The sequence below is a fragment of the Sulfitobacter sp. PM12 genome (assembly GCF_045586035.1).
Classification (GTDB): domain Bacteria; phylum Pseudomonadota; class Alphaproteobacteria; order Rhodobacterales; family Rhodobacteraceae; genus Sulfitobacter; species Sulfitobacter pontiacus.
In genome coordinates this window covers 2101330-2114562 of the sequence record NZ_CP151529.1, presented here as the reverse complement: position 1 = coordinate 2114562, position 13233 = coordinate 2101330, and the positions used below count along the sequence as shown (strand labels likewise).

Sequence of the window (13233 nt, the reverse complement as noted above, 5' to 3'; positions counted from 1 at the left end):
ACTAACCCATCCCAGACCCGTTGGGAAGGGGGTGGACCTTTGGCATCGTGCAACCTACCTGTTTGGCAAGCGAAAAGAGGGACGCACCGTGGCGACAGAGGCATTTGAAGAACTGGTCGAGGATTTCGAGTTTCTGGACGATTGGGAAGACCGCTATCGCCATGTGATCGATCTGGGCAAGGCGATGGAGCCGCTGACCGAAGAGCTGCGCGTGCCCGCAACCAAAGTAGATGGGTGCGCCAGTCAGGTCTGGTTGCATACCCAGTTCGAGGATGGCGTGCTCCATTTCGACGGGGCCAGCGATGCGATGATCGTTTCAGGCCTGATTGCCGTGCTTCAAAAACTGTATAACGGCGTGCCCGCGGCCGAGGTCAGCGCCATCGATGCCCGTGCCGAGATGGGGCGCCTTGGGTTGAACGAACATCTTTCAGCGCAGCGCTCGAACGGGCTGACCGCGATGATCGAACGGATTCGCGGCGAGGCGGCACAGCAGGGTTGAACGCGCGCCTGTGGGGTGTGGCGACGGCTGTGCCAGTTGAGTTTATTTGGCAAAATGAAGATCAGAGCGCCTTGAGCGTGCGCGCCAGATCGCCGTAGCCGGTAAAGCGCCGTTCAAAGGCAAGGCCGAGCCTATCGGCGCATGTTTTCGCCTTGTCGGTAAGCGCGGGATCATCTGTTTGCGCCTGATACACAAGCTTTTCGTAGTTCCCGAAGTACATATCGCGCAGGTCGGGGTGCCGGTCGAGCCCCATGGGTTTTATAATGAAAGCGTCGAACTGACGGACCAGAAAATCGGTGAGATAGAAGGTGGTAATCTCGTCCTCTGAAATCTTGGAAAAGCGGTCGTTGCCTTCGAAAAAGCTATAGCAATGCGGCCCTGAGACCATCTGCACGCCCAGTTTCTTACACTCCGCCTCTAGCAATCCGCCGGTGCCGCAGTCGGCGTAGACAACGAATATATCTTCGTATTTGTCACGGTGTTTCTTAACGGCTGTGCGGACTTCGTCGGTGATTTTTTCTGGGTAGAGATGCAGCTTGGCGGGCAGGCAGGTCAGGTCCAGATGCGACCAGCCGTTCGCCTCTTTCAGGTCGAGAATTTCCCGCGCCAGCGCCCCGCAGGCGATCAGCAGAATGCGGCCCGTCTGCGGGGCGAGCGGCAGGCCTTTTTCTGTCAGATCACGGTCCGAGGGCGGCTTCATCTCACGCTCCGTCAAGCAAAAGGCCCCTCCGGTAGGGAAGGGCCTTTATGTTCTAGATCAACCGCTTACGCCTTGGCGGTGTTGTGTTTCCGCCCGACCCATTCCTTGGCGGTTTCCACCGCGACGGCGGCATCGCGGCAATAGGCGTCGGCACCGATGGCCTTGCCGAATTCTTCGTTCAACGGGGCCCCGCCGACCAGTACGATATAGTCATCACGGATGCCCTGTTCGACCATCGTGTCGATCACGACTTTCATATAGGGCATTGTCGTGGTCAGCAGCGCGGACATGCCAAGGATGTCCGGCCCTTCGGTTTCCATCGCTTCAAGATAGGCTTCGACCGAATTGTTGATGCCAAGATCGACAACCTCGAATCCCGCGCCTTCCATCATCATCGACACAAGGTTCTTGCCGATGTCGTGGATGTCGCCCTTGACCGTACCGATCACCATCTTGCCCACGCGCGGCGCGCCGGTTTCGGCCAGCAGCGGCTTTAGGATCGCCATGCCGCCTTTCATCGCGTTCGCAGCCAGAAGCACTTCGGGGACAAAGAGGATACCGTCGCGGAAGTCGGCCCCGACGATGGTCATGCCGCCAACAAGCGCCTTGGTCAAAATGTCATAGGGTGCCCAATCGCGTTCGATCAGGATATTGACCCCTTCTTCGATCTCTTCGCGCAGACCGTCATAGAGATCATCAAACATCTGCTGAACAAGTTCTTCGTCGTCCAGATCGGCAAGGATAATTTCGTCTTCATCCGACATAGTCGTTCCTCATCGGTTAACTCACCCGCGCGGGCTTGTGCCTTTTTGTCACATACGCGTCGAAAGCTTCGTGCTTTTTGCGACAAACCCGGCACCGCGTGCGACGCTTTGGTTGTTAAGAAATTACGCTCAATCGTGCTGTAAAACAATGGCTTGGGCCAATATACTTGACCATGTTCCTAATTTGTTCCAAAAGATTTGAATGGATCAGGTACAGCGCAAATACAGACTGCCCGGACGGGGCACATCCAGCAACCGCCCGGGCCGGTTCGAGCCGCTGACCGTCAGCGCTGTGGCCGATGGATGGGCGGGCGATGATGACCCTTTGCCGGTCTTGCGCACCCAGGTAAGCGTTGAAATTCCGCGCTCCGTGATCAGCTACAACCAGTCGCCAGACCTGCCGTTCGACCGGTCGATCAACCCGTATCGCGGGTGCGAACACGGTTGTGTCTATTGTTTCGCGCGGCCAAGCCACGCCTATCTGGGGTTGTCGCCGGGCCTGGATTTCGAGACGCGGCTGATCGCACGGCCCGAGGCACCCGAGGTGTTGAAACGAGAATTGGCGGCGAAGAAATACCAGGTCGCCCCCATTGCGATTGGCACGAACACCGACCCCTATCAGCCGATCGAGAAAGAGCATCGGATTATGCGCGCGCTGCTAGAGGTGCTGTCAGACGCGAACCATCCCGTTGCCATTGTGACCAAGGGCAGTCTGATCGAGCGGGATATTGATATTCTGTCGGATATGGCGGCGCGCGGGCTGTGCCGCGTGGGCGTGTCGGTGACGACGCTGGATGCGACGCTTTCGCGGTTGATGGAGCCGCGGGTGCCTGCCCCGAAACGCCGGTTGCAGGTGATCGAACGTTTGGCAGAGGCAGGCATTCCGGTGCGGGTCATGGCGTCCCCCATGGTGCCGGCGCTGACCGATCCCGAGCTTGAGGCGATTTTGGAAGCGGGGCGCGATGCGGGGGCCGTGGCGGCCAGCTGGATCATGCTGCGCTTGCCGCGCGAGGTATCGCCCTTGATGCAGGAATGGTTGGCGGCGCATTACCCTGACCGCGCGAGTCGCATCATGGCGCGGCTGCGCGAGATGCACGGAGGGAAGGAATATGACGCAAATTGGCACAGACGGATGCGCGGTGAAGGCCCCTATGCCGAGATGATTGCGCAGCGGTTTACCTTGGCGGTCAAACGGTTGGGGCTGGATACGCTCCTGCCGCCAATGCGCTGCGATCTGTTCCGCCCGCCCAAACGGGCGAGCGCGCAGTTGGTCCTTTTCGGGGATTAACCCCGGCGGCGGCCACGGCGTGGTGCGCGGGTGGGGCCTTCGCCATCGGTGCCATCGCTGGCCGAAGAGAACGGTCCAAGCGCTTCGACGATCTGTTCCAGCGTGGGGGCGTCGCCCTTGGGTCGGCTGTCGAGAGCGGCGCGCATATGCACCAGATGTTCCGGCATGGTGCCACAGCAACCGCCGATGATCGACGCGCCGCAGTTGCGGGCCATTTCGGCGTAATCGGCCATCAGTTCGGGCGTGCCGTCATAGTGGATGTGGCCTTCGACGTATTTCGGGATGCCCGCGTTGCCCTTGGATACAATCGGCGTCGGCATGCCTTTGGAGGCGAACCCCAGCACCGTGCGCAACACATCCGACGCGCCGGTGCCGCAGTTGGCCCCATAGGCCAGCGGGCCATAATCGAGGTCATGCACCATGTCGACCATCGCCTCGGATGTCATGCCCATCATGGTGCGGCCTGCGGTGTCAAAGCTCATCGTGCCGACCCAGTCGAGCCCTGCCAGCTTGAAGCCTTCGGCGGCGGCGCGGTATTCCTCGGGGGCGCTGATCGTCTCCAGCCAGCCCACATCGGCACCGCCGGCTTTCAGCCCGTCTGCGGTTTCGTGGAACATCTCGACCGCCAGCGCGTGGGTGAGGGGGCCGACCGGCTCCATGATCTCGCCCGTGGGGCCGACAGAGCCTGCAACGATGACCTTGCGACCGGCTTTATCCGCGACCTCGCGCGCGAGCTCGGCGGACACGCGGCTGAGCTCATGGGCGCGTTTTTCGGCATTATGCAGTTTCAGACGCGAGGCATTCGCGCCGAAAGAGTTGGTCAGGAAGATATCGCTGCCCGATTGCACGGCACCCTGATACAGCTTGATGATGTTTTGCGGCTGTTCGGTGTTCCACATCTCTGGCGCATCACCGGACATCAGGCCCATATTGAACAGGTTCGTGCCAGTGGCACCATCGGCCAGCAGCGTGCCTTTTTCAGCCAGAAGATCGGTGAGGGGGTTGGACATCAAAACGCTCCGCTAAATGGGTGATTTTGCCGTTTCCCACAACGCCCCTGTTGACGCAACTTCATTATTCTCATGATCGTCATGAGCCGCCGCCATGGTTTCTGCGTGCATGACCGCCATGAGGGCAGGGCGCGCGCTTGCGTGGCAGGGGCGCTTGGACTATGTGACAGGCTAGAAATGGCTGATGGGTATTCCAACCGGCCTGTTGTCTGGAAGGGATGTGCATGGCCCGTCGCACGAAAATCTATGAAGGTACGGCGAAGATCCTGTATGAAGGACCGGAACCGGGGACCATTGTCCAGCACTTCAAAGACGACACAACCGCCTTTAACGCCGAGAAAAAAGCGGTGATCGAAGGCAAGGGCGTACTGAACAACCGCCTGTCTGAATTCTTTATGACCGGCCTGAACAACATCGGCGTGCCCACGCATTTCATCAAACGTCTGAACATGCGCGAACAGCTGATCCGTCAGGCAGAGATCATCCCGCTCGAGATCGTCGTGCGCAACTATGCGGCGGGGGATCTGTCCACGCGGCTTGGCATTGACGAGGGCATGCAACTGCCGCGCCCGATTGTGGAATATCACTTCAAGAACAACGACCTTGGCGATCCGCTGGTCACCGAGGAACATATCGCCGCCTTTGGCTGGGCCGGTCAGCAGGACATGGAAGACATCCTGAGCCTGTCGCTGCGGGTCAATGATTTCATGTCCGGCGTGATGATGGCCGTGGGTATCCGGCTGGTGGACTTCAAGCTTGAGGTGGGCCGGATCTACGAGGGTGATTTCCAGCGTCTGATCGTCGCCGACGAGATCAGCCCCGACAGCTGCCGTCTGTGGGATATCGAAACCGGCCAGAAGCTGGACAAGGATGTGTTCCGCCGCGATCTGGGGTCGCTGACGGATGCCTATACCGAAGTCGCCCGACGTTTGGGGGTCATGCCCAAGACGTCGACACCGATGATGAAACCGACGTTGATCAACTAGGCTGGCGTCGCAGATGAGTTTATTTTGCAAAATGAAGATAGGGGACGCGTCATGAAAGCACGGGTGCATGTGATGTTGAAAAACGGTGTTCTGGATCCGCAGGGCGAGGCCGTGCGCCACGCGCTTGGGGCCATGGGCTTTGAAGGCGTCAATGGCGTGCGTCAGGGCAAGGTGATCGAGCTGGACCTGAACGACGGCGCAACCAAGGCCGACGTCGAGGCGATGTGTGAAAAGCTGCTCGCGAACACGGTGATCGAATCCTACACAGTGGAGATGAGCTGATGCACGCAGCGGTCATCGTTTTTCCCGGCTCTAACTGTGACCGCGATCTGGCGGTGGCATTCAAGGCGGTCGGTGCCAAAGTGTCGATGGTCTGGCACAAGGACACGAGCCTGCCCGAGGGCGTCGATATTGTGGGTGTGCCCGGCGGCTTTTCCTATGGCGACTACCTGCGCTGTGGTGCCATTGCGGCAAACTCTCCGATCTGTCGCGAAGTGGCGGCCCATGCGGAGCGTGGCGGTTATGTCATGGGGATCTGCAACGGCTTTCAGGTGCTGACCGAAACCGGTCTGCTGCCCGGTGCCCTGCTGCGCAATGCTGGGCTGAAATACATCTGTCGCACCGTGCCGCTGCGCGTGGCCACGGCGGACAGCGATTACACATCGGGCTACGAGGCCGGTGCGATGATCGACATCCCGATCGCACACCACGATGGCAATTATTTTGCCGATGGCGATACAATTGCCAAACTGCATGGCGAGGATCGTGTTGCCTTTACCTATGGCGATAACCCCAACGGGTCGCAGTCGGACATCGCGGGCATCCTTTCGTCGAACCGTCGTGTGCTGGGGATGATGCCACACCCCGAACGCGCAGCGGATGCGGGGCATGGGGGCACGGACGGGGCGGCGCTCTTCCGCGCATTGGCGGGGGCTCTGGTCACAGCGTGACTTGAGTGCACCGGTGAGGACGCGTAGATTGCCGCCATGTTTCGGTCTGCGTCCTCTAGTGAAGCCCCTTTATCTGTCAGCTGGCGCGTCCGGCTGGCGGTTGCTTTGCTTTTGGTCATTGCCGTGGCCACGATTTCGGTCACCAACAAGCTGCTGACGGATCGTTTTACCGAAAGCACCCGCAACCGGGCCGAGCTTCGCATTGCGCTCTACAGCGGCAACCTACTGGCCGAGCTGCGCCAGAACGCGATTGTGCCACAGCTTTTGTCGCGCGATCCCGCCTTGATCGAGGCGCTGACCCGATCTGATTACTCCCTGTCGACCCAGCGATTGATCTCTTTTGTAGAAGAGATCGGCGCGGCGTCCTTGATGCTTTATGATATCGATGGGCGCACGGTGGCTGCGACCGACCGCAACCGGTTGGGGGCCTCGCACCGGCAAGAGGCTTATTTTGTTGACGCGCTGCGATCGAATTCGACCGTATTCAGCGTTATTCCCCGCGATACCGGCGGCTACCGGTTCTTCTATTCGCGCCGTATTCAGGAAGGCGGCACCAACCTTGGGGTGATCGCGGCCGAGGTGGATCTGCAACGGTTTGAACGGGCCTGGGCCGGTATCTCGGATGCGGTGATTGTCACCGACAGCACGGGTGACATCATCATGGCCACCGAACCGCGCTGGCGCGGTCTGACGGAAAGCGAGGCTCTGTCGAACCAGACCCCGCAAAGCGCCATCGAGCGCGCGATCAAGGCCACCGCCGATTGGACCGCATTGCCTGCGGATGCCTATCTGCAGGGCGAGGCGGTGATGCGTCTGTCGTCGCGGATACCGTTTCGGGGCTGGCGGATCACGAGCTATACCACCTATGCCTCGGTCCGCGAGAAGGTGAACGGGGTGCTTGCGCTTGAGGTGATGGGCTTTGCGATCCTGCTGGCGCTGACGTTTTATGCTCTCAGCCGTCGGACGGCGGGGCGCGCGGCGCTGTTTCAGCGTGAATCCGCCGAGCTGCGCGCGCTGAACGCCGCCCTTCAGCGCGAGGTGGCAGAACGCAAACGGGTGCAGCAGACTTTGGCCGTGGCCGAGCAGACGTTGGAGCAATCCAGCAAGCTCGCCGCCTTGGGCGAAATGTCTGCCGCCGTCAGCCACGAGCTGAACCAGCCGCTGGCCGCGATGAAAACCTATCTGGCGGGCGCGCGTCTGTTGATGCAGCGCAACCGGCTGGAGGAGGCGCTGGCGTCATTCGGGCGCATCGACGATCTGATCGAACGCATGGGGGCCATCACGCGGCAGCTGAAAAGCTATGCACGCAAGGGCCAGCAGCAGTTTTCGCCCTTTGATATGGGGGAGGCGCTTGCCTCTGCCTTGTCAATGATGGAGCCGCAGCTACGTCAGCGTCAGGTGCAGATCAACCGTATCCTGCCCGCAGAGCCTGTTCAGGTGATGGGGGACCGCATGCGGATCGAACAAGTATTGGTCAATCTCTTGCGCAACGCATTGGATGCCACCAAATCGGAACGAAACCCGACGGTAGAGATTATACTATCAGCGGGTGAGACGGCGACGCTTACCGTGCGCGATAATGGCCCCGGGATCGAAGATCTCGATAGCCTGTTCGAGCCGTTTTACACGACCAAGCAGCCCGGCGATGGTGTCGGGCTGGGGCTTGCGATCTCGTCGGGTATTGTATCCGATCTGGGGGGCAGGCTGACAGCCCGCAACGGCCAACATGGCGGTGCGGTTTTTGAAATGCAGCTGCCCATTATGGACAGCACAGAGAAGACACAGGCGGCAGAGTAAACCAATGGCTCAGGCAATGAAAATCGCGATCGTTGATGATGAACAAGACATGCGTCAGTCGATCAGCCAGTGGCTGGCGCTTTCGGGCTATGACACAGAGACGTTCGGCAGCGCCGAGGACGCGTTGAAAACACTGGGGCCGGATTACCCCGGTATCGTGATCTCCGACATCAAGATGCCCGGCATGGGCGGCATGCAGTTCCTGAAAAAGCTGATGGGGACCGACAGCGCGCTGCCCGTGATCATGATCACCGGCCACGGCGATGTGCCCATGGCGGTCGAGGCGATGCGCGTCGGCGCGTTCGACTTCCTTGAAAAGCCCTTTAACCCTGACCGGATGAGCGAACTGGCCAAGAAGGCCACCAATGCGCGCCGTCTGGTCATGGACAACCGCGCCCTGCGTCGTGAACTGTCTGACGGCAGCCAGTTGATGAAAAAGCTTATCGGCGGCTCACCCGTGATGGAGCGGCTGCGCGAGGATATTCTGGATCTTGGTCAAGCCGACGGTCACGTGCTGATCGATGGTGAAACCGGTACGGGCAAGACATTGGTGGCGCATGCGCTGCATGCCGTGGGATCGCGCGCGGGCAAGAAATTCGTGCTGGTCAGCTGCGGTGCGCTAGAGGAAGACGCATTGAGCAAGCGTTTGTTTGGGCCGATGATGCCTGAAGACGCCCAGCTTCCCGCGATCGAGGAGGCCCGCGGCGGTACCTTGGTGCTGGAAGGTGTGGAATCGCTCAGCGAGACGCTGCAAGCCCGTCTTCTGAGTGCGATCAACGACCAAGGCACGCCAGCGGAAACGCGGATCGTCGCGATTTCGAACCTGCAGGAGGCGGGGCGCACCTCCGAAGATGCGCTGCGTTCTGATCTTTTCTATCGTCTGGCCGCTCTGCGCATCACCGTGCCGCCGCTGCGCCAACGGGGCGAGGATATTCTGACGTTGTTCACACGTTTGTCCGAAGAATTTGCCGATGAATATGGCTGCGAGACTCCACAGGTTTCCGCGCAAGAGGCCGCGCAACTGTTGCAAGCGCCTTGGCCCGGGAACGTGCGCCAATTGATCAATGTGGCAGAACGCGCTGTGTTGCAGTCGCGTCGCGGGTCCGGTTCTATCGCATCGCTGCTGATGTCGGACCACGAAGAGATGCAGCCGGTGATGACCACCGACGGCAAGCCGTTGAAAGAATATGTAGAGGCCTTCGAGCGTATGCTGATCGATAATACCATGCGCCGGCACAAAGGGTCTATCGCCAGTGTGATGGAGGAGTTGTGCCTGCCGCGCCGGACGCTGAACGAGAAGATGGCGAAATACGGTTTGCAGCGCTCGGATTACCTCTGAGCGCCGCATTTTGCAGACAGGCTCAGCCGAGCCGCGTCTCGATCAACTCGCGTGCTGCACCGGTTTCATCGGTGTAGCAGGTCCACGACGGGCCGCCGGGGATATCGACAATATACTGGCCAGTCTCGACGATAGGGATGGTCGTGTTGAGCGTACCGCCCGATTTGCCGGTGTGTTTTTCCACGGCACGGATGCAACTGCGCTTGGACGGGCCCTCGGGGTCGCTGCCGCCGGTTGCGCTCATGTCTTCGCAGGCGGCAAGCGCCAGAAACGGCAGGCACAGGGCTGCGCGCAGGGAAATATGCATTCGTATCATCCTTATCTGTCTTATTTTTGTGCATCCCGTCACAGGGCTGCGGCACGGGCATAAACCCGCTGGCAAAGCTTTTCCCATAGCACCGACGCTTGTCAAGCAAGGCGGCGGGGGGCGTGATACCGCTATCGGCCCCCGTATCTGCATAGCCGCTAAACGCGATTTCCCATTGTCATTTGGTGCCTTCTGCCGTTAATTGTAGGTAGGGCTGTTTGCCTCTTTGGATGGCAAACCAGACCCCAGACAGTTTCGATGCCTCGGTTCCCCGGCATGTGGTGACCAGGCAGACCGATTAGGCCCTTAAAAAAGGCTCAAGAACCGCTGACGATTGCGCCGTGCCTTTGGCCGGACAACCGCAGTAAATTAATGGATATGGGGGCGCGGTACGCACCACCCATGTCGGAGAAGAACCGCGATGACGCGCGCAGACGCCAAGAGCAGACAGACAGGCGGCCTTTTGGGCCCTGTTTTAGCCGCGTCACCCATCGCCCTGACAAGACATACCCTGCCTCGCAGCGCCCCACCGGGGCTGCTGTTTGCGCAGCTGTGCAAAATGGATTTATGCCTAAGAAAATGCTTATCGATGCCACCCACGCTGAGGAAACTCGCGTTGTTGTGGTTGACGGAAACAAGGTCGAAGAATTTGACTTTGAATCAGAGAATAAACGCCAGCTAGCTGGCAATATCTACCTCGCGAAAGTCACGCGGGTCGAACCTTCGTTGCAGGCCGCGTTTGTGGATTATGGTGGCAACCGTCATGGTTTCCTCGCCTTTTCGGAAATTCACCCCGATTACTACCAGATCCCCGTCGCCGACCGCCTGGCGCTGATGGAGGAAGAGCGTGCCTATGCCGAAGCGCAGGCCGCCAAGGAAGACGAAGACGAAAAACCCAAACGCCGGACACGCTCGCGCAGCCGCAGCAAGTCCAAGGCCGAAGACACCGTGTCCGATGACGCGACGGTCAGCAAAGACGCCGATGCCACCGACAGCGATCAGATCAATGGCATGCAGACCGTCGATCTGGACGATGAAGAAGGCTCCTCTCCGATGGAGCGGGTTGCCGAAACGCCTGTCGAAGAGCCCGAAGGCGATGACGGCAAGGCAGAGGGTGACACGCCCAAGGCCGCCAAAGCAGATGCGAAAGACGCCGCAAAACCTGATGCCGATGAGCAGGACGACAGCGACGACGCGGATGACAGCGACGATAGCCCCAAGGCTAAAGATGCGTCCTCCAAGGATGACAGCATCGAATCCGTGGCGGATGACGATGACCACGACGATCTGCGCACCGCGCGCAAGCCACGGCCCAAGCGCTATAAAATCCAGGAAGTCGTCAAGGTGCGTCAGATCCTGCTGGTGCAGGTCGTTAAAGAGGAACGTGGCAACAAGGGTGCCGCGCTGACAACCTATCTGTCGCTGGCCGGCCGCTATTGTGTGCTCATGCCCAACACCGCGCGTGGGGGCGGCATCAGCCGCAAGATCACCAACGCCGCGGACCGCAAGAAGCTGAAAGAGATCGCAAACGAAATTCAGGTGCCAAAAGGTGCCGGTCTGATCGTGCGCACCGCCGGTGCACAACGCACCAAGGCCGAGATCAAACGCGACTACGAATACCTGCAACGCCTGTGGGAACAGATCCGCGAGCTGACGCTGAAATCCATCGCGCCCGCCAAGATCTATGAAGAAGGCGACCTGATCAAACGCTCGATCCGCGACCTTTATAACCGCGAGATTGACGAGGTGTTTGTCGAAGGTGAACGCGGGTACCGCATCGCCAAGGACTTCATGAAAATGATCATGCCGTCCCACGCCAAGAACGTGAAGCTCTATAGCGAAACGCTGCCCTTGTTCGCGCGTTATCAGGTCGAAAGCTACCTCTCGGGCATGTTCAACCCCACGGTGCAGCTGCCTTCGGGTGGCTATATCGTGATCGGTGTGACCGAAGCGCTTGTTGCGATCGACGTGAACTCGGGCCGGGCCACCAAGGAAGGCTCCATCGAGCAGACCGCGACCAAGACCAACCTGGAAGCCGCCGCCGAAGTCGCTCGCCAGCTGCGTCTGCGCGATCTGGCCGGTCTGATCGTCATCGACTTTATCGACATGGACGAGCGCCGCAATAACGCCGCCGTTGAAAAGCTGATGAAGGAAAAGCTGAAAACCGACCGTGCGCGTATTCAGGTGGGCCGCATCTCCGGCTTTGGCCTGATGGAAATGTCGCGCCAGCGTTTGCGTCCCGGCATGATCGAGGCGACGACCCAGCCTTGCCACGCCTGCCACGGCACCGGCCTGATCCGGTCGGACGACAACCTTGCGCTGTCGATCCTGCGCCAGATCGAGGAAGAGGGCACCCGCAAACGGTCGCGCGAGGTATTGATCACCGCGCCCGTCGGCATCGCCAACTTCCTGATGAACCAGAAGCGCGAACATATTGCTCACATCGAAGGCCGCTATGGCATGGCCGTGCGCATCGAAGGCGACCCCGCTTTGGTCAGCCCCGATTTCTCGCTTGAAAAGTTCAAGACCGCGACACGCGTTGTCACGCCGATCGAACATGTGGTGTCGGTTGATACTTCCATCATGGACGAGGTCGACGATCTGGATGTCGATGCGGAAGCAGATGCAGACAACGCTGACAATGAACCTACCGGCAACGGCAATGGCGGGCAGAACCAGCACAATGGCTCTGACGATGACAATGATGGCGAAGGGAAACCCAAGCGTCGTCGTCGTCGCCGGCGGCGTCGGGGTGGCAAATCCAACGGGGATGATGCGGCCAACGGTGAAAACAACGGCGATAGCAACACCAACGGTGACAACGGCGATAGCGACGCGCCCGCGCAAACCGAGGCGGATACTGCTGGTGCCAAAGATGACGCGAAAACGGATGCGACTGCAGACGCCGCTTCTGATGACGCGAAACCGCAGGACAAACCCAAGCGCACCCGTAGCCGGACCCGCAAACCCAAGGCGGATGCCGCGGCAGAAGCGACCGTAGACGCGGATGCCAAAACCTCTGAGGACGCGAAACCTGCGGAGACGACCCCTGCCGACTCGGACGCCGCCGAAGACGCGCCCAAGCCAAAACCCAAGCGGACCCGCACGCGCAAGCCCAAGGCCGCCCCTGTTGAGGCTACCGAAGAGGGCTCGCAAGAGGCACCCAAGCCCGAGGAAACACCTGCGCCAAAAGAGCAGCCAACCCCCGAGCCCAAGCCCGAGCCTGAGGTGACACCAGACGCGCCGACGCCCGAGCCCGCAAAGGAGCCGACGCCGATCCCGACGCCAGAACCCACGCCCGCGCAGCCGTCCCAGCCCGCCGAGGTGGAGCAAACGCCGGCCCCGACCGAGGTGCCCGATAGCACCCCGACGGAAATGCCGCCCGCGCAGGAAATCCAGCCGGAGCCACCGGTCACCGAAGTACCTCAGCCCGAGGCGACCCCGCAGGCGGAGCCCGAAAAACCCGCCAAGCCCAAGCGGCGCGGCTGGTGGTCCTTGGGCGGCTAAGCAGCGCCCCTGCGCTGACATATAGAAACGACAAAAGGCAGACCTTCGGGTCTGCCTTTTTTCTGCGGTATCCGCGGCACGTGGGG

General features: G+C 60.2%; 12 protein-coding genes. 8 read left to right on the top strand and 4 right to left on the bottom strand.

The genetic code is table 11. From position 1 onward, the window contains the following. Positions 1-88: 88 nt before the first annotated feature. A complete protein-coding gene (locus AADW22_RS10440; protein ID WP_064216568.1) occupies positions 89-499 on the top strand; it encodes a SufE family protein in 411 nt (136 codons plus the stop codon). 61 nt (positions 500-560) lie between these two features. On the opposite strand, the gene AADW22_RS10435 is transcribed toward AADW22_RS10440, so the two are convergent. Together AADW22_RS10435 and AADW22_RS10430 are read right to left on the bottom strand one after the other, a co-directional pair. Further along, positions 561-1199 carry a DUF1638 domain-containing protein gene (locus tag AADW22_RS10435; protein WP_243251817.1) on the bottom strand — a complete coding sequence of 213 codons (639 nt, stop codon included), beginning with the start codon at positions 1197-1199 and terminating at the stop codon, positions 561-563. 65 nt (positions 1200-1264) lie between these two features. Continuing rightward, on the bottom strand, positions 1265-1963 hold the full coding sequence (locus AADW22_RS10430; RefSeq protein WP_306284914.1) for a B12-binding domain-containing protein: 699 nt from the start codon (positions 1961-1963) through the stop codon (positions 1265-1267). Between the two features lie 202 nt (positions 1964-2165). Between AADW22_RS10430 and AADW22_RS10425 the strand changes: the two genes are divergently transcribed. Further along, positions 2166-3251, top strand: coding sequence for a PA0069 family radical SAM protein (locus tag AADW22_RS10425; RefSeq protein WP_407473667.1), 1086 nt, complete (start codon positions 2166-2168; stop codon positions 3249-3251). Here AADW22_RS10425 and bmt read toward each other — a convergent pair. Then, positions 3248-4261, bottom strand: a complete 1014-nt coding sequence (gene bmt / locus AADW22_RS10420; RefSeq protein WP_005853702.1) for a betaine--homocysteine S-methyltransferase — start codon at positions 4259-4261, stop codon at positions 3248-3250. The genes AADW22_RS10425 and bmt overlap by 4 nt on opposite strands. Positions 4262-4485: 224 nt before the next feature. Between bmt and purC the strand changes: the two genes are divergently transcribed. The 5 genes from purC to AADW22_RS10395 are packed head-to-tail and all read left to right on the top strand — an operon-like array spanning position 4486 to position 9333. After that, complete coding sequence (purC, locus tag AADW22_RS10415) at positions 4486-5247, top strand: phosphoribosylaminoimidazolesuccinocarboxamide synthase (protein ID WP_005853701.1); 762 nt, start codon at positions 4486-4488, stop codon at positions 5245-5247. A 51-nt stretch (positions 5248-5298) separates the two neighbouring features. Then, on the top strand, positions 5299-5529 hold the full coding sequence (gene purS / locus AADW22_RS10410; RefSeq protein ID WP_009824700.1) for a phosphoribosylformylglycinamidine synthase subunit PurS: 231 nt from the start codon (positions 5299-5301) through the stop codon (positions 5527-5529). Continuing rightward, complete coding sequence (purQ, locus tag AADW22_RS10405; protein ID WP_243250209.1) at positions 5529-6197, top strand: phosphoribosylformylglycinamidine synthase subunit PurQ; 669 nt, start codon at positions 5529-5531, stop codon at positions 6195-6197. The genes purS and purQ overlap by 1 nt, the downstream gene beginning before the upstream one ends. 36 nt (positions 6198-6233) lie before the next feature. Continuing rightward, positions 6234-7994, top strand: coding sequence for an ATP-binding protein (locus AADW22_RS10400; RefSeq protein WP_005853695.1), 1761 nt, complete (start codon positions 6234-6236; stop codon positions 7992-7994). 4 nt (positions 7995-7998) lie between these two features. Continuing rightward, positions 7999-9333 carry a sigma-54 dependent transcriptional regulator gene (locus tag AADW22_RS10395; RefSeq protein ID WP_009824697.1) on the top strand — a complete coding sequence of 445 codons (1335 nt, stop codon included), beginning with the start codon at positions 7999-8001 and terminating at the stop codon, positions 9331-9333. A 22-nt stretch (positions 9334-9355) separates the two neighbouring features. Here AADW22_RS10395 and AADW22_RS10390 read toward each other — a convergent pair whose 3' ends face one another. Next, entirely contained in the window at positions 9356-9640 is a 285-nt protein-coding gene (locus tag AADW22_RS10390; RefSeq protein WP_168592038.1) for a hypothetical protein, read from the bottom strand. Between the two features lie 567 nt (positions 9641-10207). Between AADW22_RS10390 and AADW22_RS10385 the strand changes: the two genes are divergently transcribed. Beyond that, entirely contained in the window at positions 10208-13147 is a 2940-nt protein-coding gene (locus tag AADW22_RS10385; RefSeq protein ID WP_407473666.1) for an Rne/Rng family ribonuclease, read from the top strand. Positions 13148-13233 lie beyond the last annotated feature (86 nt).